General features: G+C 56.4%; 18 protein-coding genes. 10 read left to right on the plus strand and 8 right to left on the minus strand.

What is annotated here, in order from left to right; all coding sequences use genetic code 11:
• The first annotated feature begins 59 nt into the window (after positions 1–59).
• From C8N36_RS13875 to C8N36_RS13885, 3 genes are all read left to right on the plus strand, one after another.
• On the plus strand, positions 60–962 hold the full coding sequence (locus C8N36_RS13875; RefSeq protein ID WP_097805369.1) for a LysR substrate-binding domain-containing protein: 903 nt from the start codon (positions 60–62) through the stop codon (positions 960–962).
• Positions 963–1074: 112 nt separating this feature from the next.
• Complete coding sequence (locus C8N36_RS13880) at positions 1075–2115, plus strand: aromatic ring-hydroxylating dioxygenase subunit alpha (protein ID WP_097805368.1); 1041 nt, start codon at positions 1075–1077, stop codon at positions 2113–2115.
• Positions 2116–2438: 323 nt separating this feature from the next.
• Complete coding sequence (locus C8N36_RS13885; protein WP_097805367.1) at positions 2439–3128, plus strand: histidine utilization transcriptional repressor HutC; 690 nt, start codon at positions 2439–2441, stop codon at positions 3126–3128.
• A 43-nt stretch (positions 3129–3171) separates the two neighbouring features.
• On the opposite strand, the gene hutU is transcribed toward C8N36_RS13885, so the two are convergent.
• Genes hutU through hutI form a run of 4 tightly spaced genes read right to left on the minus strand, consistent with a single transcriptional unit; the run spans position 3172 to position 8379 of the window.
• A complete protein-coding gene (gene hutU / locus C8N36_RS13890) occupies positions 3172–4839 on the minus strand; it encodes a urocanate hydratase (RefSeq protein WP_097805366.1) in 1668 nt (555 codons plus the stop codon).
• Positions 4836–5636: an N-formylglutamate deformylase gene (gene hutG / locus C8N36_RS13895; RefSeq protein ID WP_097805365.1), complete on the minus strand. Its 801-nt coding sequence runs from the start codon at positions 5634–5636 to the stop codon at positions 4836–4838. Before hutG ends, hutU begins: the two co-directional genes overlap by 4 nt.
• The gene (hutH, locus tag C8N36_RS13900; protein ID WP_097805364.1) at positions 5633–7171 is read right to left on the minus strand and encodes a histidine ammonia-lyase; all 1539 of its coding nucleotides are present in this window, start codon (positions 7169–7171) and stop codon (positions 5633–5635) included. The genes hutG and hutH overlap by 4 nt, the downstream gene beginning before the upstream one ends.
• Positions 7168–8379 carry an imidazolonepropionase gene (hutI, locus tag C8N36_RS13905; protein WP_097805363.1) on the minus strand — a complete coding sequence of 404 codons (1212 nt, stop codon included), beginning with the start codon at positions 8377–8379 and terminating at the stop codon, positions 7168–7170. Before hutI ends, hutH begins: the two co-directional genes overlap by 4 nt.
• A gap of 84 nt (positions 8380–8463) precedes the next feature.
• On the opposite strand from hutI, the gene C8N36_RS13910 reads away from it, so the two are divergent.
• The 3 genes from C8N36_RS13910 to C8N36_RS13920 all read left to right on the plus strand — a co-directional run bounded on the left by C8N36_RS13910 (position 8464) and on the right by C8N36_RS13920 (position 11723).
• Positions 8464–9822: a formimidoylglutamate deiminase gene (locus tag C8N36_RS13910; protein WP_097805362.1), complete on the plus strand. Its 1359-nt coding sequence runs from the start codon at positions 8464–8466 to the stop codon at positions 9820–9822.
• A gap of 512 nt (positions 9823–10334) precedes the next feature.
• The gene (locus C8N36_RS13915) at positions 10335–10751 is read left to right on the plus strand and encodes a VOC family protein (RefSeq protein ID WP_097805361.1); all 417 of its coding nucleotides are present in this window, start codon (positions 10335–10337) and stop codon (positions 10749–10751) included.
• A 144-nt stretch (positions 10752–10895) separates the two neighbouring features.
• Positions 10896–11723, plus strand: a complete 828-nt coding sequence (locus C8N36_RS13920; RefSeq protein WP_097805360.1) for a bifunctional allantoicase/(S)-ureidoglycine aminohydrolase — start codon at positions 10896–10898, stop codon at positions 11721–11723.
• A gap of 14 nt (positions 11724–11737) precedes the next feature.
• Here the strand turns inward: C8N36_RS13920 and bhcR are convergent, their stop codons facing one another.
• Positions 11738–12580 carry an HTH-type transcriptional regulator BhcR gene (gene bhcR / locus C8N36_RS13925; protein ID WP_097805359.1) on the minus strand — a complete coding sequence of 281 codons (843 nt, stop codon included), beginning with the start codon at positions 12578–12580 and terminating at the stop codon, positions 11738–11740.
• 168 nt (positions 12581–12748) lie between these two features.
• Here bhcR and bhcA point away from each other — a divergent pair, with 168 nt between their 5' ends.
• From bhcA to bhcD, 4 genes are all read left to right on the plus strand, one after another.
• Positions 12749–13939, plus strand: coding sequence for an L-aspartate--glyoxylate aminotransferase BhcA (gene bhcA, locus C8N36_RS13930; protein ID WP_097805358.1), 1191 nt, complete (start codon positions 12749–12751; stop codon positions 13937–13939).
• Between the two features lie 14 nt (positions 13940–13953).
• On the plus strand, positions 13954–14904 hold the full coding sequence (gene bhcB / locus C8N36_RS13935) for a beta-hydroxyaspartate dehydratase BhcB (RefSeq protein ID WP_097805357.1): 951 nt from the start codon (positions 13954–13956) through the stop codon (positions 14902–14904).
• A 15-nt stretch (positions 14905–14919) separates the two neighbouring features.
• Entirely contained in the window at positions 14920–16083 is a 1164-nt protein-coding gene (gene bhcC, locus C8N36_RS13940; RefSeq protein ID WP_097805356.1) for a 3-hydroxy-D-aspartate aldolase BhcC, read from the plus strand.
• 123 nt (positions 16084–16206) lie between these two features.
• A complete protein-coding gene (gene bhcD / locus C8N36_RS13945) occupies positions 16207–17172 on the plus strand; it encodes an iminosuccinate reductase BhcD (RefSeq protein WP_097805355.1) in 966 nt (321 codons plus the stop codon).
• Positions 17173–17261: 89 nt separating this feature from the next.
• Here the strand turns inward: bhcD and C8N36_RS13950 are convergent, their stop codons facing one another.
• The 3 genes from C8N36_RS13950 to C8N36_RS13960 all read right to left on the minus strand — a co-directional run bounded on the left by C8N36_RS13950 (position 17262) and on the right by C8N36_RS13960 (position 20213).
• A complete protein-coding gene (locus tag C8N36_RS13950) occupies positions 17262–18050 on the minus strand; it encodes an ATP-binding cassette domain-containing protein (RefSeq protein ID WP_097805354.1) in 789 nt (262 codons plus the stop codon).
• Position 18051: 1 nt separating this feature from the next.
• Complete coding sequence (locus tag C8N36_RS13955; protein WP_097805353.1) at positions 18052–19188, minus strand: ABC transporter permease; 1137 nt, start codon at positions 19186–19188, stop codon at positions 18052–18054.
• Between the two features lie 74 nt (positions 19189–19262).
• Positions 19263–20213 carry a sugar ABC transporter substrate-binding protein gene (locus C8N36_RS13960; RefSeq protein ID WP_097805352.1) on the minus strand — a complete coding sequence of 317 codons (951 nt, stop codon included), beginning with the start codon at positions 20211–20213 and terminating at the stop codon, positions 19263–19265.
• Positions 20214–20316 lie beyond the last annotated feature (103 nt).

Consider the following 20316-nt stretch of genomic DNA (forward strand, 5'->3'; position numbering starts at 1 on the left):
CGTGGCACTCTTCAGTGTTTCTAAACAAACACTGGCAACACCGGATATATAGTCAAATTATGCGTTCTACCCTGCCACCTTTGCGCGCATTACAAGCTTTTGAAAGTTTCGGAAGGCTTGGCTCTGTGAGCGCCGCCGCGCAAGAATTAGGGGTCACATCCGGTGCAATCAGCCAGCAGATCAAACTGCTCGAAGATCATCTGCAAATCCCTTTGATCATGAAAGACGGCCGCCGTGCCGCCTTGTCGCCGACTGCCAAATCTTACCACGCGCTTGTGTCTTCAGGTTTTGTGAAACTCCATCAGGCACAAACCCTTTTGGCCAAGCAGGCATCCGAACTGGATGTTAATGTGTCCGGCCTGCCCACTTTGCTTTTGAAATGGTTGCAGCCAAAGTTGAAAAGCTTTGAAGCACGGTATGGCGAGACGTCTATCCGGCTAGAGGCCACCCACGGCGAACCGGATCCTGAGTTCTTGAACCACATGTTCAGGCTAACTTACGGGTCTGTTTCGAAAAGTTTTCCGCATGCGCGGCCGTTGTTTCACGACATTTGCTTTCCCGTGTGTTCTCCGGAATTTCTCAAGAGATATCCTGAGGCGCTTGATCCGGCTGCACTGCCCAACCTGCCATGGGTAGAGATCGATTGGGGGCCGGAATATGCCAGCGTCCCCAAGCTGAACACCTGGTTGGCAGCCCAAGGTCTGGAAAACCTTCACCGAAAGCCGACATCAATGCACTCGCTTTCCAGCTCCGCATTGGAAGCGGTGGCAAGCGGTCAAGGAATTGCATTGGCCCAGCTCTCGTTTGCATCTGTAGATCTGGAATTGGGGCGTTTGATCCGCATCTCGCAAGAGTCGGTTCGAATGCCCGAACCCTATTATATCTGTTGGGGGGCGCGGATGCTGAAACGGGAAAAATCGCGTGACTTTTTGAACTGGATTATTGCGGAAACAACCCGCTAATTGTTTAGCGGTTCTAAACAATAAGAAACATTTGTGGCGCTTTTATACGGCGCAACCGCAGCCTAACCTCAAGAGAAACCAGCCAAAGGCTACTTGATAGCTAGGGGTGCAAATGTTTCTGAAAAACGCATGGTACGTCGCCGCATGGAGCGATGAAATCATCAATGAATTACAGCAGGTCAAAGTTCTCGGCGAAAAGATTTGCATGTTTCGGAATACCGAGGGCGAAGTCATTGCGATGGAGGACGCATGCCCTCACCGTAAATTGCCGCTGTCAAAGGGGCGCATCAAGGGTGACACTGTCGAATGCGGCTATCATGGGCTAACTTTTGATTGCGCGGGGCAATGTGTTTGGGCCCCCGGTGGCGGGCGTATTCCATCCGCGGCGCGCGTTAGGCCCTTTCCAGTGCATGAAAAATACGGATTGGTCTGGATTTGGATGGGCAACGCGGCCATCGCGGATGTGGAAGATATCATCGACATTCCGAACTTTGACAGCCCTGAATGGGGGATCAACAGGGGCGCTGCGATGGAGTTGAATTGCAATTACTTGTTGATGTGCGACAACCTGCTTGATCCGACACATGTGGCGTGGGTCCATGAGTCATCCTTCGCGACGGACGCCACAAAAGACACCCCATTGCGGGTGACCAAAACGGACACCGGCGTGATTGTGCACCGCTGGATGATGGATCACGCGCCGGCACCGTTTTACAAAAAAGTGGTGGAGTTTGAAGGCAACTGCGATCGGTTACAACATTACGAAGTCCGCTACCCAAGCCACGCACTGATACGCGCGGTTTTTACTCCTGCGGGGACCGGCGGCGTAGACGGGCCGTTGCACAAAAACACCTTCGTCATGGACAGCTATAACTTCATGACCCCGACAACCGAAAACGAAACGCGGTATTACTGGTTCCAGTTGCGCAACATCCGGCCGGACGACGATGAGTTGTCAAAAATGATGAGCGAGGACGTGCGCAAAGCTTTTGAAGAAGATCGCGCCGTATTGGATGAGGTGCAAATCGGCATGACCGAGAAAACATCCCCTCACATTGATCTGGGCATTGATGCGGGCCAGTTGCGTTTCCGCCGCCAGTTGGAAGCCATGATTGCACAAGAGGCAATGGTGGACGATAAAATGAACCAGTGAACCCAAACCTACAGCATCGGTCATTCCGGAACTTTGCTTCTGGCCGCAGCAGAGCCCTACATACAGGCACGGCGTATCCTCAGACGGCCCTTCAAAGTCATAGGCAAATGGCCCCACCCGCACAATTTTGTCTAAATAGAACTCTTTATATCTAGATTTATACAATGACGGAGGGAACACTGTTAGTGCGCCCGGTCCAGTCTCGCTATCTGTTTGTCTGGCTTTACCCAAATAGGTTGCGCGTTGGGCCAGGCGCTTGGAGTGCCGCTGCGAATGCCCTATGCGTCCAATATGTGAACGCCAAGTTTTAGAAGTGACCCGTCATGAAAGCCACTTACAAAGAAGTCAAATCCGACATTCTTGCGAAGATTGTCAAAGGGGATTGGGGGCCGGGGGATTTGGTCCCCAACGAAGTGGACCTTGCAGTGACATATGGCTGCGCGCGCGCCACCGTAAATCGGGCCATGCGTGAATTGGCGGACGACGGGATCATAGAACGGCGCCGCAAGGCAGGAACACGCGTTCGCATGACACAGGTGCGTCAGGCGCGTTTTGACATTCCCCTTGTGCGCGACGAAGTCAAAGAAAGAGGCGCGGACTATCGCTATTCATTGGTCAGCCACGAGGTCGAAGTTGCGCCGGATTGGCTTCGGGCCCGACTGCAACTGCCTGTAGGCGGCAAAGCCTTGCATCTGGTTTGCATGCATTACGCAGACGGTGTTCCGTATGAGCATGAAAACCGATGGATCAACCTGTCAGCCTTGCCATCGGCCGAGGGTGCCGATTTTTCACAAGAATGCCCGACAGAATGGTTGCTTGCGGCCATCCCTTTTTCAAAGGCCGAAATTAACCTATCGGCTGAACTTGCGGACCAGAAACTGTCGGATTACCTCGCCTGCTCTGTCGGTGACCCCATTTTTTCAGTGGAACGCTCCACATGGTGGGAAGGCGATGCGGTGACATTTGTACGCCTGTCCTATCGTCCTGGATATCGTCTGACGACCCGCTACTGAACAAGTCCGGGGGGCGACGTTGATCGCCCCCGTTCCGTATTCCTTAAAGGATACCGGGTAGGTTCAGCCCGTTTTCACGGGCGCAGTCCAGTGCGTCGTCATAGCCGGCGTCGGCATGACGCATCACGCCTGTGGCCGGATCGTTCCACAACACCCGTCCAATACGGCGGTCTGCGTCCTCGGAGCCGTCACAGCAGATCACCATGCCGGAATGCTGCGAAAAGCCCATGCCGACGCCGCCGCCGTGATGCAAAGATACCCATGTCGCACCTGAAGCGGTGTTCAAAAGTGCATTCAGCAGCGGCCAGTCGGATACCGCATCAGAACCGTCTTTCATGGCTTCCGTTTCCCGATTGGGTGATGCAACTGATCCGGAATCAAGGTGATCGCGGCCAATCACAACCGGCGCAGAGAGTTCGCCAGTTCGGACCATTTCGTTGAAAGCCAGACCCAGCTTGTGGCGCACACCCAGACCGACCCAACAAATGCGCGCTGGCAGACCTTGGAACGAAATCCGTTCGCGGGCCATATCAAGCCAGTTGTGCAAGTGTTTGTCCTCGGACAGGATTTCTTTCACCTTGGCATCGGTCTTGTAGATGTCTTCGGGATCACCTGACAGGGCGGCCCAACGAAAGGGGCCAATGCCACGGCAAAACAACGGGCGGATATAGGCAGGCACAAAGCCCGGAAAATCAAAGGCATTTTCAAGGCCTTCATCCAAAGCGACCTGCCGAATGTTGTTGCCATAATCAAAGGTTGGAATGCCCATTTGCTGAAGATCGATCATTGCCTGCACATGAACCCTCATCGATGCCCGGGCCGCTTTTTCAACGGCTTTGGGATCGGTTTCCCGCATCTCTTTCCACTGTGCCATCGTCCAGCCTTGGGGCAGGTAGCCGTTGATCGGATCGTGGGCCGACGTCTGGTCTGTGACCATGTCAGGGCGTACACTGCGGGCCGCGATTTCGGCAAAGATGTCCGCAGCATTGCCAAGCAGGCCAACGGATTTCGCCTCACCCGCAGCTGTCCAGCGGGTGATCATCTCAAGCGCCTCGTCCAGCGTATCGGCGCGCTCGTCCACATAGCGCGTGCGCAGGCGGAAATCGATGCTATCGGGGTTACACTCAACCGCCAAACAACAGGCACCGGCCATCACAGCGGCCAACGGCTGGGCACCGCCCATGCCGCCAAGACCACCGGTCAGAACCCACTTGCCTGTCAGATCGCCGCCATAATGCTGGCGGCCAGCCTCGACGAAGGTTTCATAGGTGCCTTGCACAATACCTTGGGACCCGATGTAGATCCACGATCCAGCCGTCATCTGGCCATACATCGCGAGTCCCTTTTTATCGAGGTCGTTGAAATGGTCCCAAGTGGCCCAATGCGGCACAAGATTAGAGTTGGCGATCAACACGCGCGGCGCGTCTTTGTGGGTCTGGAACACGCCAACAGGCTTGCCTGATTGAACCAACAAGGTCTGGTCGTCTTCCAGATCCCGCAGCGACGCGACAATCCTGTCAAAGTCTTGCCACGTCCGCGCCGCCCGCCCAATGCCACCATAGACAACCAGCTCATGCGGGTTTTCAGCCACATCGGGATGCAGATTGTTCATCAACATCCGCAACGGCGCTTCGGTCAGCCAGCTTTTGGCAGTCAGTTCAGAGCCTGTTGCAGGAAAAACGTCACGGGTGTTCTTGCGCGGATCGCTCATGATGTGCCTTTCAGGGTCGGGGCCAGATTGGCCAGTTTTGTCAGGATGGAGGTCAGATGCAGGCGCAGACGCGCGGATTTTTCGGTGTCGTAGACCCAAGGCGCGGCTTCGGTTTGCAGATAGGTGCTTTGGGCCAATTCCATCTGGATGGCATGGATCCCTTGCGACGGACGGCCATAGTGGCGCGTCGTCCAACCGCCTTTGAACCGCCCGTTTGTGGTGGATGTATAGCCCGCTGCCGCCGCACAGATGCTTTGCGTGGCCGCTTCGATTTCGGGGGCACAGGTGGTGCCCAGATTGGTGCCGATGTTAAAATCGGGCAAGGTGCCATTGAACAAAAACGGAATGCCAGAGCGGATAGAATGGCAGTCATATAAGATCGCAATCCCATGGATGCCCCGCACGCGCGCCAGCTCTGCCTCAAGCGCGGCGTGATAGGGCGCATGAAAGGTTTTGCGGCGGATCTCTGTTTCGGGTTTTGTCGGCGGCGCCGTCCAAATGCCATGCCCGTCAAAATCAGTCAGCGGCACCAACCCTGTGGTGTTTTGGCCGGGGTACAAAGACACCCCCGACGGGTCGCGGTTGGCATCGATCACATAGCGGTGGAACGTCGCGCGCACCGTTGTTGCCCCGCCCAGAACCCCGTCGTACAACTGGTGAATATGCCAATCCGTATCATCAAGCCCGCGCCCACGGGCGTTCAGATTGGCAAATATGTCGTCAGGAACAAATGTCCCTGTATGCGGCAAGCCCAGAACAATCGGGCTGTCACCTTGCTGGATTTCGACCGGTGTCATGCGCCAAGCTCCGGCATGGCGATTCCCGCTGCGGTCACGATATCCCCTGATGCGATCATCACTGCGGCGCGTTCAAGATCCGGTGCAAGATAGCGATCCTCACCCAGCGTTTCGACGTCCCGGCGCACCCGGCTCACCACCCTTTGTAGTACGATGCTGGTGGAAAGAGGCGCACGAAAATCGACGCCTTGCACCGCACAAAGCAATTCAACACCCAAAATACGGTTGAGGTTTTCGGTCATCGCGCCCAACCGGCGTGCGCCATGGGCCGCCATGCTTACGTGGTCTTCTTGGTTGGCGGACGTCGGAGTGCTGTCGGTCACGCAGGGGTTCGCAAGATGTTTGTTTTCGCTCATCAGTGCGGCGGTGGTGACTTCGGCAATCATATAACCGCTGTTCAAACCCGGATTGGGGGTCAGAAACGGCGGCAGGTTAAAGCTGAGAACAGGATCGACAATCAGCGCGACACGGCGTTGCGCGATGGCCCCGATTTCGGCAATGGCCAATGCGATCATATCCGCAGCAAAGCCCACGGGTTCAGCATGAAAGTTACCGCCGGACACAATGACATCAGCGTCAATCAGAACCAGCGGGTTATCGGTTGCGGCATTTGCTTCGATTTCCAAGGTGCGCGCGGCCATGCGCAGCACATCCATGGCCGCACCGGTCACCTGCGGCTGGCAGCGAATGCAATAGGGATCTTGGACCCGCGCATCATCCACCATATGGCTGCTGCGGATTTCAGAGCCAGCCAGCAGCGACCGCATGGTTTCGCCTGCTTCGATCTGGCCGCGATGTCCCCGCAGGCTGTGAATTTCCGGCTGCAGTGGCGCAGTGGACCCCATGATCGCATCTGTCGACAGTGCCGATGTGACAAGCGCCGAATGCGCCGCCCGCCAAGCCCCGAACAACCCCGCCAGCGCGAAAGCCGTAGAAAACTGTGTCCCGTTGATCAGGGCCAGACCTTCTTTGGGCCCAAGCTCTACCGCCCGAAGGCCCGCAGCCTTTAACGCGTCTGCGCCCGGCATCACCGTGCCGTCAAACTCGGCCTCGCCATGGCCCATCATTGCCGCGGCCATATGTGCCAGCGGGGCCAGATCGCCAGATGCGCCAACGGACCCTTGGGCGGGGATCACCGGTGTCACGCCCTTGGAAAGCATCCCTTCCAGCAGGGTCACAACGTCGAGCCGCACGCCAGATGCGCCGCGCCCAAGGCTGAGCAGTTTGAGCGCCATCAAAAGCCGCGCGTGACGGCGCGGGATTGCAGGGCCAACCCCGCAGCAATGAGACAATATAAGGTTGCGTTGCAAAGTTGCGGTGTCTTTGGCTGCGATCTTGACCGACGCCAATTTGCCAAACCCGGTATTGACGCCGTAAACCGCATCGCTTCCTGCCACAGCCTTAGCGATGCGGGCATGGGCAAGTTCGATGTCGGGATGGCAGGCAGGATCAAGCCGCACGGCGTCTTGGTTCCAGAAAATGCTGTGCAAGTCATCCAAGGTCACTGCGCCGGGGGTAAGGGTTAGTGTGTTCACGCGGAGCCTCCGAAAATGCGGCAATGAAGAGGGTTAAAACCGATGCGATAGGCCAGTTCAGCGGGGTGTTTGATGTCCCAAACGGCCATATTGGCCCGCATGCCAGCAGCGATGGTTCCCGCGTCCGTCAGCCCAAGGGCGCGGGCAGCGTTTTGGGTGGCACCGCGCAGCGCTTCTTCGGGTGTCATCCGAAACAGGGTGCAGCCCATGTTCAACGCCAGCAACAGCGAATTGAGAGGCGAGGAGCCGGGGTTGATATCCGTTGCCAGCGCCATCGGGACACCGTGCTTGCGCAGCAAATCAATCGGCGGAGCTTGGGTTTCGCGCAGGGTATAAAACGCACCGGGCAGGATGACGGCCACGGTGCCCGCCTTGGCCATCGCCACCACACCCGCTTCGTCCAGATATTCGATGTGATCGGCGGATAGGGCAGCGTAGCTGGCCGCGAGTTGTGCACCGCCAAGGTTGGACAGTTGTTCGGCGTGCAATTTTACTGGCAGGCCCAATTCATGCGCCACATCGAACACGCGGGCGATTTGGGTAGGCTGAAAGGCGATGCCTTCGCAAAACCCGTCAACAGCATCGACCAGCCCTTCGGCGTGGGCGGCGCGCAGGGCAGGGATACAGACCTCGTCAATATAAGCATCGTCACGGCCTGTGTATTCAGCAGGCGTTGCATGCGCGCCAAGGAAGGTGGTTTTAACCACAATCGCGCGGTTTGCCATGATCGCGCGTGCCACGCGCAGCATGCGAAGTTCGGTGTCCAGATCGAGGCCGTAGCCCGATTTGATTTCAATGCAGCTCACACCTTCTGCAATTAAAGGGTCGACGCGGCGTAGGGCGTCTGACAGCAGCTCATCCTCTGTCGCTGCGCGGGTGGCTTTGACGGTGGACACGATTCCGCCGCCTGCGCGCGCGACCTCTTCGTAGCTGGCTCCGTTCAGGCGCATTTCAAATTCTGCGGCCCGGTCGCCGCCGTGAACGATATGTGTATGGCAATCGATCAAAGCGGGGGTCACGAGGCGGTTGCCAAGGCTGGTCCGAGGCATGGGTTTATACCTATCGGGCATGTCTGCCGCGGGCCCGACCCAATCAATCCACCCATCAACGACTGCGATCGCCGCATCCTTGATCAGACCATATGGCGCATCAGATTTGCCCATCGTTGCTGCGTTCAAATCAACAAAGACTTTGCTTTCCTCAGTCATTTTCACCCGCCGTTGATCGAATTTTCCACTTTTCTGGTACGCTCTAGTGTGCTTTATGTCTATACATAAAACAAGGACCGCAAAATGATTTTTGCCACGCAAGCCAAACTTTCAACCGGGTGGGCATCCAATGTACGGCTCGCGCAGGCCGAGGGCCGGATCACGACTATCGAGGTCGATCAGGCCCCTTTACCAGCGGATTACCGTGTCGATACACTGCTGCCCGCTCTTGGAAATCTGCACAGCCATAGCTTTCAGCGGGCAATGGCGGGGATGACCGAACACCGGAAGGCGGGCAAAGACAGCTTTTGGACATGGCGCGATTTGATGTACCGGTTCACAGCCAATCTGTCGCCCGACCACATCGAAGCAATCGCAGCATTCGTTTTCATGGAAATGCAAGAAGCCGGATATGCCAGCGTCGGCGAATTTCATTATCTGCATCATCAAGCGGACGGCACACCCTATGACGACCTTGGCGAATTGTCGGGCCGCATTGCGGCCGCTTCGGCCACAACAGGTATCGGCCTGACCCATCTTCCGGTGCTCTATACCTACGGCGGTGCCGGAAAAGTGCCGCTTGAAGCCGGGCAGGCGCGGTTTGGCAATTCGGTAGACAGGTACAACACCCTTGTAGATCGGGTTCGCGGCGCAATCGCGCTGTTGCCGCCAGATTGCCGTGTTGGAATTGCACCGCATTCCTTGCGTGCCACATCACCAAATGATCTGGGCATGGTCCTCGCGGCACACGGCACGGGACCTGTTCACATTCACATCGCTGAACAACCCAAAGAAGTTGCGGATATTTCAGCGTGGCTGGGCGCGCGGCCCGTCGACTGGTTGCTGGCCAATGCAGCTGTGACACCCGATTGGTGCCTCATTCACGCCACCCACATGACGGCTGATGAGACCAGAAACATGGCCAAATCCGGCGCGGTGGCGGGCCTTTGCCCCATAACAGAAGCCAATCTGGGCGATGGTCCGTTCAATGGCCCAAGCTATCTAGAGGCAAATGGTGCCTTCGGGGTCGGGTCGGATTCAAACGTCTTGATCTCGCTGACAGAAGAGCTGCGCACGTTGGAATATTCCCAACGCCTGCGTGACCTTGAACGCAATATTATGGTCACAGGCGAAGGGTCCGTTGGGGCTACGCTGTATGCCGGTGCGGCGAAAGGCGGCGCGCAGGCCTTAGGGCGCGGTGCGGGTGAAATCGCGGTGGGCGAGCTGGCTGACGTCGTTGCGATAGACAGCAACGCACCAGCGCTTTGTGCTTTGGGCCGGGATCAGTTGCTGGATGGGTTGGTGTTTGCAGCCAAGGACAATGTCGTGACGGATGTCTGGTCAGCGGGCCGCCATGCAGTGCAATCTGGCCGCCACATCAAACGCGACGAAATCATCGCCGCCTACAAAGGTGCGATGCAAAGCCTGATCGCGTCCTTGTGATCCAGATGGATTTCCAGAACCGCGCCCCCCGCACAAAGGTGTAAAGCGGCCCGATTTCCGTCAACAAAAGCGTTCCATTTTGAGGCCGCTCAACCAGACCGATGAACGGACCACGCTGTGCGCGGACAGCGCCGGTGCAGTTGGCCGGATCGAAGACAAGACCAAATCTGTCAATGGGCCGTCAGTCATCCGGCGGTGGATTTTCAACGCCCCGTCAAAGCAGACGGCAATCCTATAGACCCTCCAGTTAGAATGACAGGCGACAGCATAACCAACCCATTTCTGTGCGCACGACATGCCAGCCGATAATCTTGATTATGTTATTGTTGTGCCATCCAAGTTTTTAGACAGATGAAAAGGCATCGGGCCAGCTTCCTAGCGCTACGCGCGGCCGAAACTTCCTAAATTAGGGCAACAGGCGTGCAAGCCACTGCCGTCAATTGTGCTGAATTGAGTGTTGGCCTACCATAATTCCATTGCACTCAAAAAAAACCTCCGAAGAGGACCCAGCCATGATTGCCTACGTCACCGTCGGCGCTGACGACATCCCTCGCGCGAAACAGTTTTACTCTGCTTTCCTGCCAGCCCTTGAGTACGGGTTAAAAGAGGGGCCTGAGGGCTTAAGCTATGCGCTGCCTGTAAAACCGGGCCAGTCGCCAGTTTTTCCAGATTTTTACGTCAAACCAACCTTCAACGGACGTCCGGCCTCGGCTGGGAACGGATCCATGGTCGCCTTCGAGGCATGCAGTCAGAAGCAGGTTCGAGACCTTCACGCCGCGGCGCTGGCCGCAGGCGGTTCAAGCGAGGGGCAGCCGGGCTTTCGTGACTCCTATGGACCTCATTTTTATGTCGGCTACCTTCGCGACCCGCAAGGAAACAAGATCGCACTGTTCTCCAGCAATCAAAGCGAACCCGGTCGGGACGGATGATTGTTTAACAATACTGTGTGATTTTCTGAAAACCGCTCGTGATTATCAAATTCATTCGAAAGGTGCTGTTTCTCAATTACGGGTGGTGCTGAAACCAGCAGCTTCACATAGTAGCATCTCGTTCAAAGCCGATTGGAAAACCGAATGTCAGCCAAATATTATGCGCCTCACGGCGGGCACCCCGGACAAGAGCAGCTCTTGACCGATCGCGCTGTCTTTACGGACGCATATGCAGTGATCCCAAAGGGGACAATGCGCGACATCGTGACCAGCTTTTTACCGTTTTGGGACAACACACGGCTTTGGGTTTTGTCCCGCCCCCTTAGCGGGTTTGCCGAAACCTTTTCGCAATACATTATGGAGGTCGGTCCCGGTGGCGGATCAGACACCCCTGAAACGGATGCCGCCGCCCAAGGCGTGCTGTTCATGGTCGAAGGCAGCGCCAGCCTGACAGTAGACGGCAAAACCCATGTGCTGGAACCGGGCGGCTATGCCTATCTGCCCCCCGGGGTCCAATGGGCCCTGCGCAACACAAGCGATGACATGCTGCGTTTCCACTGGATTCGCAAAGCCTATCAGGCGGTCCCCGGCCTGCCGCACCCTGAGGTCATTATCACTAACGAACAAGACATCGCGCCAACCGTGATGCCCGGCACGGACGGCAAATGGGCCACCACCCGTTTTGTCGACCCAACCGATCTGCGCCATGATATGCATGTCACCGTCGTGACATTTGAACCCGGCGCAGTGATCCCTTTCTTGGAAACCCATGTGATGGAACACGGGCTTTATGTTCTGGAAGGCAAAGCCGCCTACCGCCTGAACAAGGATTGGGTCGAAGTCGAAGCCGGTGACTACATGTGGCTGCGCGCTTTTTGCCCGCAAGCCTGCTATGCTGGCGGACCCGGCAAGTTTCGGTATTTGCTCTACAAAGACGTGAACCGCCATATGCCGCTGCGCGCGTTATCCTAGGGTTGGCCAGAGTTTCAACGCTGCGCCATCTCGCCTCCGATGGCCGAAGACAAATCCCGAGCCGCTTTGATCACAAACGCGCTCAGGCGGTCTATGTCCTCGGGGCCGACGCGGCTGATCGGCCCTGACACCGAAATACCGGCCACAGCCTCTTGGTTTACGTCAAACACCGGCGCTGCAATACAGCGCATGCCCAGTGTCTTTTCCTCACCATCAAGCGCATATCCCTGCGCCCGCACCGCCTCTAATCCCACACGCAATTCCGCCGGATCCGTGATGGTATAGGGTGTAAAGGCATCAAGGGTTTGACCCGCCAAAGTCCGGCCCAGCCGCGCCTCATCCATCTGCGCCAGCAGCGCTTTTCCGATACCGGAGGCATGCATCGGTGACAGCGTCCCCGGTGGGAAAAACGCCCGAATGCTGGCATGGGTTTCAACCTGACTGAGGAAAAGCACCGCCCCCTCTTTTTCAATACCAAGGTTTGCCGTCTCGCCAGTCGCCTCCATCAGTTTGCGCATGATGGGACGGGCACGGTCCACCAGACTGGTGCGCCGTAAAAACCGCGCGCCAATAACAAAGGCCCGTGGGCCAATATTCCAGACTTGCTCAAACCTGTCGAATTCAACCAACCCCCGCCCCTCAAGCGTGACCAAAATCCGGTACACAGTTGCCGGAGACTGCCCCATTTCAGATGAAATCGCCGTCAGAGCCTTGCCCCGACCCTCGCTCAGGTATTCGAACACCTCCATCGCGCGATCCAGTGATTTGATGGTGTTCTGGGCGGTTTTGTCATCCCAGTCACGCGGCCTGCCACGGGCGCGTTTGGCCGGTGATGCAGCATTATCTTGCGAATCCATGAGGTGCCCCAAATATTTTCGAAAATCATTTTCATAATATGAAAAATTCAAACTCCTGACAATAATGAATATTTTCGTTCATTTCTGTTTTGAAAAATGATTTCAAAAAAATTTACCCCAACGGATGCACCGCATAGGGTGCCTGTAACAGAATTAAGGATACGGAAAATGAGCTTTCAGAACCCAGTTTTCATTCCGGGGCCAACCAACATCCCCGAGGCCCTGCGCAAAGCCTGCGACATGCCCACAATCGACCACCGGTCGCCTTTGTTTGGCCAGATCCTGCACCCTGCACGGCGCGGCGTGCGTCAGGTTCTGAAAAGCGACACTGCCAAGGTTTTCATCTTTCCGTCCACCGGCACAGGGGGCTGGGAAACCGCCCTGACCAATTGCCTGTCTGCAGGTGACAAAGTTCTGGCCGCCCGAAATGGCATGTTTTCGCATCGCTGGATCGACATGTGCCAGCGGCACGGGTTGGACGTTCAGATTGTAGAAACCCCGTGGGGGGACGGCCTGCCCGCTGACCGCTACGAAGAAATCCTGACAGCCGACACCAGCCACCAGATCAAAGTGGTTTTGGCCACGCATAATGAAACGGCAACCGGTGTGAAATCCGACATCGCCGCTGTGCGCAAGGCGCTTGATGCAGCGGGACATCCGGCTTTGTTGTTTGTGGATGGCGTGTCTTCTATCGGGTCGATGGATTTCCGCTTTGATGACTGGAGTGTTGATGTTGCCGTTGCCGGTTCCCAAAAGGGATTTATGTTGCCGGCCGGTCTGGCGATTGTCGGATTTAGCGCCAAGGCGATGGAAGCGACCAAAACCGCCGCCCTGCCCCGCACCTTTTTTGACGTGCATGATATGGCCAAAGGCTATGACAACAACGCCTATCCTTACACGCCCGCCGTGGGTTTGCTGAATGGCCTGAACGAAGCCTGCACCATGTTGCTGGCCGAAGGCCTTGAGAACGTATTCGCTCGTCACACACGCATCGCAACCGGCGTACGCGCTGCTGTTGATGCTTGGGGGCTGAATCTTTGCGCCGCCAGCCCCGACGTGTATTCCGACACCGTCAGCGCGATTTGCACGCCCGACGGGTTCAACGCGACCGATATCGTGACCCATGCCGCCGAAACCTATGGTGTTGCCTTTGGCGTTGGCCTTGGCGAAGTTGCCGGAAAGGTGTTTCGCATCGGCCATTTGGGCAGCTTGACGGACGTAATGACCCTGAGCGGGATTGCCACCGCCGAAATGTGTATGGTTGATCTGGGGCTTGATATAAAACTTGGCTCTGGCGTTGCCGCAGCGCAGGAATTTTATCGGCTTAATCCGGCAGCTCGCCTGCAAAACGCCGCATAAGAAAGGGGATCCAAATGTATATCCCGACGCTCAATGACATGCTGGAGGCGCACGAGAGGATCAAACCTCATATCTTGCGGACACCGGTTTTGACATCGGCCTATCTGAACGAATTGACGGGCGCGCAGCTGTTCTTCAAGTGTGAAAACCTGCAAGTGCCGGGGGCCTTCAAGGTCCGCGGTGCCTCCAACGCGGTGTTCGGCCTGAACGAAGAACAAGCCCGCAAAGGTGTGGCAACGCATTCGTCAGGCAATCATGCGTCCTGTCTCAGCTATGCGGCGATGAAACGGGGCATTCCGTGCAACGTCGTCATGCCAAGAACGGCCCCTCAGGCCAAAAAGGACACGGTGCGCCGCTATGGCGGCAACATCACCGAATGTGAGCCGTCAACAACATCGCGCGAAACCGCCTTTGCCACGGTGCAGGCCCAAACTGGCGGTGATTTTGTGCATCCCTATAACGATCCGCGTGTCATCGCCGGACAGGGCACCTGCGCGCGCGAATTTATCGAACAAACAGACGGCCTCGACATTGTGATGGCCCCGATTGGCGGCGGCGGAATGATTTCGGGAACCTGCCTGACTTTGTCAAATCTGGCCCCTGAAACACAGATTATTGCCGCGGAACCAGAACAGGCGGATGACGCTTATCGCAGTTTCAAGGCCGGACACATCATCGCCGACGATGCGCCCAAAACCATCGCCGATGGCCTGTTGGTGCCGCTCAAAGACCTGACGTGGCACTTTGTGTCCAACCACGTCACCGACATCCTGACCGCCTCTGAACAAGAGATCATTGATGCGATGAAACTGACGTGGAAACATCTGCGGATTGTCATGGAGGCCAGTTCCTCCGTGCCGCTGGCCACTATCTTGAAAAACAAAGACCGGTTCGCGGGTAAGCGGGTCGGCATCATCATCACTGGCGGCAATGTCAACCTCGATACTTTGCCTTGGACTATTTGAAAAGGGAGCTACCCAATGAACGCACCGGTTAATTTTGACGACCTCGAAGTCGGGTTTGACGTCCCTGCCCTGCCCGGAATGGATGAGGCCGACATTCAAACCCCCTGCCTGATCCTTGATCTGGATGCGCTGGAACGCAACATCAAGAAAATGGGCGATTACGCCGCTGCGCATGGCATGCGACACCGCGTGCATGGCAAAATGCACAAATCCGTTGATGTCGCCAAATTGCAGGAGACTTTGGGCGGGGCTTGCGGCGTGTGCTGCCAAAAAGTGTCGGAGGCCGAGGTTTTTGCCCGCGGCGGGATCAAAGACGTCATGGTGTCCAACCAAGTCACCGATTTGGTCAAGATCGACCGTCTGGCGCGTATGCCAAAACTGGGCGCGCGGGTTTTGTGCTGTGTCGACGATCCGGACAACGTCGCCAACCTGTCCGCCGCTGCGGTGAAACATGGCACCCAAATCGAAGCACTGGTTGAAATCGACTGCGGCGCGGGTCGCTGCGGCGTGACCACAACCCAAGATGTCGTCAAGATCGCCAAGATGATCGACGCGGCCGACGGCCTGAAATTCGCGGGCATCCAAGCCTACCAAGGCGCGATGCAGCACATGGACAGTTACGGTGACCGCAAGGCCAAACTGGACATTGCCGTGGCGCAGGTGGCGGACGCTGTCAGCGGTCTCAAGGCCGAAGGGCTGGAGTGCGATATTGTTGGCGGTGGCGGCACTGGTTCGTATTATTTCGAAAGCACCTCAGGGGTTTACAACGAATTGCAGTGCGGGTCCTACGCTTTCATGGACGCAGATTACGGCCGCATTCTGGACAAAGACGGCAAGCGGATTGACGAGGGCGAATGGCAAAATGCCCTGTTCATATTGACCACAGTCATGAGCCATTCCAAAGCCGACAAAGCCATTGTCGATGCCGGACTAAAGGCACAGTCGGTTGATTCCGGCCTGCCCACGGTTTTTGGCCGCGACGATGTCGAATACCTCAAGTGTTCCGATGAACATGGCGTGGTTGCGGATGCTGGCGGCGTTCTCAAGGTCAACGACAAGCTGAAACTTGTGCCCGGCCACTGCGATCCGACCTGCAATGTGCATGATTGGTACGTTGGTGTTCGGGGCGGCAAGGTTGAAACCCTTTGGCCGGTGTCCGCGCGCGGCAAAGCCTACTGACCCAAACCGCCAGTTTCGATCCTCGGAAGGGCTGCCTCGGGAGGGGGCAGGAAAGCCGTCTCCTTGCAAACAGCTGCCTTCCGGGCCGCAACGGGGCGCACGAATTTAACTTGGAGCCAAGACATGCTGATTGTACCCGAACGCGACATCGCGGACCTGATGACCCGCGACGCGGCTTTTGACGCGGTGGAACGCGTTTTTGCTGCGATGGCCGCTGGCGACGCCTATAATTTCCCTGTGGTGCGCGAAGCAATCGGCCACGAAGAGGCGCTTTATGGCTTCAAAGGCGGATTTGACCAATCTGGCCTGACGCTGGGCCTGAAGGCGGGGGGCTATTGGCCGAACAATCTTGAAAAGCGCGGGATCATCAACCACCAGTCCACGATCTTTTTGTTCGATCCTGACACTGGCAAAGTCAAAGCAATGATCGGTGGCAACTTGCTTACGGCCTTGCGCACAGCGGCGGCTTCAAGCGTGTCGATCAAACATCTGGCGCGGCCGGATGCCAAGGTAATCGGAATGATCGGCGCAGGGCATCAAGCGACATTCCAACTGCGCGCCGCGCTAGAGCAGCGCAATTTCGAAAAGGTCATCGGCTGGAACTATCATCCTGATATGCTGCCCAATATCGAAAAAATTGCAACCGAGGCCGGCGTTCCCTTTGAAGCCGTGGAACTGGAGGGAATGCGCCAAGCAGATGTGATTATTTCAATCACCTCGGCCTTTGCCCCGTCTTTGATGGCCGATCATGTCGCGCCCGGAACCCATGTCGCCTGTATGGGCACCGACACCAAAGGCAAGCAAGAGGTCGAAGCCGCGCTGCTGGCCAAAGCTGCAGTGTTCACAGATGAGGTTGCGCAATCCATTACTATCGGAGAAGCGCAACATGCCGTGGCCCAGGGTCTCATTGCCGAAGCGGATGTTGCCCAACTGGGCGCAGTGATTAACGGCACAGACGCGGGCCGCACGTCAGAGGATCAAATCACCTTGTTTGACGGGACAGGCGTAGGCCTTCAGGATCTGGCGGTGGCCGCCGCCGTTGTCGATCTTGCGGTGGAACAAGGCATCGCCATCGAGGTCGATTTCTAAACACCTCGCAAGAACTCGATTGCCTTGCAGCAAACAGAAAAACGGCCCCCGTACTGCGAGGGCCGTTTTTGATGTCTTGGGCTGCAGTTTTAAACCGTGCCGCCCAGCGATCCCTCTAGGGCCACCAGTTCTTGGCCACCGGCCATCAGGTCTTGCAGCTCTTCGGGGGTGATTTGCCCGCGTTGCGCCGTTCCCAAGGTTTTGCCCCGGTTAAGCACGGTAAAGCGATCACCGACCGCCATGGCATGACGCACGTTGTGGGTGATAAAGACCACAGCGATGCCTTGCTTACGAACTCTATCAACCGTCGCCAGAACATTGGCCGTTTGACGCACACCCAGCGCAGAGGTCGGTTCATCCAAAATCAGAACCTTTGCACCGAAATGCACCGCACGGGCAATCGCAACTGTCTGGCGTTCACCGCCCGACAATGTCCCAACCGCTTGATCCGGACCGCGCAGGTTAATACCCATTTTCTTCATCTCTTCCATGGTCACGCGGTTGGCGTAATCATGGTCGAACAGCTTAAGCGGACCAAGATTTTTGATCGGCTCGTTGCCCATAAAGAAGTTCCGGCTGACGGACATCAGCGGGATCATGGCAAGATGCTGGTGAACGGTTGCAATGCCTGCCGAAATCGCATCACGCGGGTCGGCGAAATGCATCGAAGTGCCTTCGAACATGATCTCGCCCTTGGTGGGTTTATGCACCCCGGACATGGTCTTGATGAAGGTCGATTTACCGGCACCGTTGTCGCCCAAAAGGCAATGGCATTCGCCCGGGAAAACATCAACCGAAACACCGGCCAAAGCAATCACGCTTCCAAAATGCTTCTCGATGTTCCGCATTTGGATGATGGGGGCTTTTTCAGGATTCATATCAACGCTCCCCTGTGATGATGCGGCGGATATAGGTGTTCAAGATCACGGCAAAGAGCAAGATCACCCCGAGGAACACCCGGAAAAGCGAGCTTTCGACACCTGCAAAGAACAGGCCCTGCTGCACAACGCCAAAGATCAGTGCACCCAGTGCGGCCCCGATGACAGAGCCATATCCGCCCGTCAGCAATGCGCCGCCAATAACCACCGCAATAATGGCTTCGAATTCTTTCAGCAAACCACGATCCGCGCCAGCCGATCCAAACTCCATCACCTGACAGGCCGCGAAAACAGCAGCTGAAAAGGCGGTGAACATGAACATCAGAATTTTGACTTTGTTAACCGGTACACCCGAGTTGCGTGCGGATTCCGCGTCGCCGCCGGCAGCGAAAATCCAGTTGCCGAACTGCGTGCGGGTCAAAATGAAGTGGCCCAGAAAAATCATGAACAAAGCCCAGACGATCAGCATCGGGATGCCTTCGACAACGGGTTGGCCCATTTTGTTTCCGCGCTCGAAGGTCGCGATGATACCTGCGTCGCCCATCCATTGAAATAGTCCGGTCAGGATCTTGCCACCGAACATAGGTGCAAGCCAGTCTCCTTCAGCCGCGTCACGAATACCGCCAATGATGGTTTTGCGTTCCAGCATCTGCGGCAGGAAGATAGTAAAGCCGCGCAAAATAAACAAAAAGGCAAGCGTAACGATAAAACTTGGCAATCCGGTGCGTACAACAATGTAGCCGCTTATGCCGCCGATTGCGGTGCACAGCACAAAGGTCACCAAAATCGCAGCCCACATCGGCCAGCCTAAAGTGACGCCGAAAATGGCGATCATCATCCCCGCAAAGCCGATCATTGATCCGATCGACAGGTCGAATTCACCGGCAATCATCAGCAGACAGGCGCCGACGGCGATCAAGGCGAATTGGGCCGAAACTGTCGACCAGTTCATCACACCTTGTGCGTTAAACATTCCGCTGTCGCCAGCAAAAATGAAGAATAAGAAAAAGACGATTACTGTGCCACACATGCCGCCCAATTCGGGGCGGATAAGCGCCTTGCGCAGTGGCGATATCTGCTTGATCCGTTCGTCATCTACCAAAGCCTGCCCAGCTTGTGGCGTATTGGCCTCTGACATCTGGGGGTCCTCCCGTTGGTCTGGATACAAAAAGGGCGGCGAACGACTGTGCGCACGCCGCCCCTGTGGTGAATTTAGCGGTACTTACCGGCGAATTCTTCAACCTTGCCCAAGGCGTCTTTGGTGACGAAACCGGGGCCAGAGTTGATGTTGTTGCCCGGCAGAACGCCAAAGCGGTCATAGTTGGTCAGAACAACAACTGGCAGGTAGGCCTGCAAGAATGGCTGTTGGTCGATGCCCCACTGGATTGTGCCGGACTTGATGCCTTTGACGATCTCGTCGCCAAGGTCAAACGTGCCGAAATAGATGTCGCCTGCAAGGCCCATCTCTTCGAGCGCCAGAATGGTCGGATCAGCAGAGGTCGGCCCAAGCGTCAGAACCGCGTCTGTGTCAGGATTGGCATTCAGGTAGGCCATAACACGGTTTTTAATTTCGGCGGGGTCTTGGCCGCTGTCGATCATCTGACCGCCCAGATCAACACCCAGACCGTCTGCAAAGCCGCGGCAGCGTTCGCCGACAACTGTGTTCGAAATCACGTGGTTTACACAGACAAAGGATTCGACACCGTCGCCTTTGGCACGCAGACCAGCCGCAAGGCCGGCGTCATACTCAGGCTGGCCAACGAACATAAGCGCGCCAACTTCGCGAACCTGCTCCGGTGTGCCCGAGTTCATGATGATAACGTTGATGCCTTGATCCACAGCCGAACGGATCGGGCCGGACAAAACGTCAAAGTCTGCAAGCGTGGTGATGATACCATTCGGGCCAGAAGCCGCCGCTTGTTCAATGATCCGCGCCATGTCGGCAAGGTCACCAGTGGGCGGGTTGCGATATTCGACTTCAACACCCATTTGATCGCCAGCCAAAGCGATGCCGTTTTTGATGGTGTTCCACCAGCTGTCGCTGTCAGGGGCGTGGCTGACAAGAATGTACTTCTCACCTTCAGCTGCGGCTGTGGTTGCAACCATCAATGGCGCTGCAACAACTGCCGTCGCCAGCATGAGTTTCTTAAACAAAGACGTCATATTTTTCCTCCCAGAAATCACGTATTTTCGGCGCAAGAGCCGGTCCTTTTCGTCTCTCCGACTCAAGTTAAAACACAGGTCAGAATTTTTTGCAACCGGTTGC

Source organism: Pelagimonas varians, assembly GCF_003208435.1.
GTDB classification, from domain to species: domain Bacteria; phylum Pseudomonadota; class Alphaproteobacteria; order Rhodobacterales; family Rhodobacteraceae; genus Pelagimonas; species Pelagimonas varians.

What these genes read in the sequence shown, in the direction of transcription:
- C8N36_RS13875 (WP_097805369.1), top strand. Translation starts at nt 60, where the DNA reads ATGCGTTCTACCCTGCCACCTTTGCGCGCATTACAAGCTTTTGAAAGT.
- C8N36_RS13880 (WP_097805368.1), top strand. Translation starts at nt 1,075, where the DNA reads ATGTTTCTGAAAAACGCATGGTACGTCGCCGCATGGAGCGATGAAATC.
- C8N36_RS13885 (WP_097805367.1), top strand. Translation starts at nt 2,439, where the DNA reads ATGAAAGCCACTTACAAAGAAGTCAAATCCGACATTCTTGCGAAGATT.
- hutU (WP_097805366.1), bottom strand. Translation starts at nt 4,839, where the DNA reads ATGAGCGATCCGCGCAAGAACACCCGTGACGTTTTTCCTGCAACAGGC.
- hutG (WP_097805365.1), bottom strand. Translation starts at nt 5,636, where the DNA reads ATGACACCGGTCGAAATCCAGCAAGGTGACAGCCCGATTGTTCTGGGC.
- hutI (WP_097805363.1), bottom strand. Translation starts at nt 8,379, where the DNA reads ATGACTGAGGAAAGCAAAGTCTTTGTTGATTTGAACGCAGCAACGATG.
- C8N36_RS13910 (WP_097805362.1), top strand. Translation starts at nt 8,464, where the DNA reads ATGATTTTTGCCACGCAAGCCAAACTTTCAACCGGGTGGGCATCCAAT.
- C8N36_RS13915 (WP_097805361.1), top strand. Translation starts at nt 10,335, where the DNA reads ATGATTGCCTACGTCACCGTCGGCGCTGACGACATCCCTCGCGCGAAA.
- C8N36_RS13920 (WP_097805360.1), top strand. Translation starts at nt 10,896, where the DNA reads ATGTCAGCCAAATATTATGCGCCTCACGGCGGGCACCCCGGACAAGAG.
- bhcR (WP_097805359.1), bottom strand. Translation starts at nt 12,580, where the DNA reads ATGGATTCGCAAGATAATGCTGCATCACCGGCCAAACGCGCCCGTGGC.
- bhcA (WP_097805358.1), top strand. Translation starts at nt 12,749, where the DNA reads ATGAGCTTTCAGAACCCAGTTTTCATTCCGGGGCCAACCAACATCCCC.
- bhcB (WP_097805357.1), top strand. Translation starts at nt 13,954, where the DNA reads ATGTATATCCCGACGCTCAATGACATGCTGGAGGCGCACGAGAGGATC.
- bhcC (WP_097805356.1), top strand. Translation starts at nt 14,920, where the DNA reads ATGAACGCACCGGTTAATTTTGACGACCTCGAAGTCGGGTTTGACGTC.
- bhcD (WP_097805355.1), top strand. Translation starts at nt 16,207, where the DNA reads ATGCTGATTGTACCCGAACGCGACATCGCGGACCTGATGACCCGCGAC.
- C8N36_RS13950 (WP_097805354.1), bottom strand. Translation starts at nt 18,050, where the DNA reads ATGAATCCTGAAAAAGCCCCCATCATCCAAATGCGGAACATCGAGAAG.
- C8N36_RS13955 (WP_097805353.1), bottom strand. Translation starts at nt 19,188, where the DNA reads ATGTCAGAGGCCAATACGCCACAAGCTGGGCAGGCTTTGGTAGATGAC.
- C8N36_RS13960 (WP_097805352.1), bottom strand. Translation starts at nt 20,213, where the DNA reads ATGACGTCTTTGTTTAAGAAACTCATGCTGGCGACGGCAGTTGTTGCA.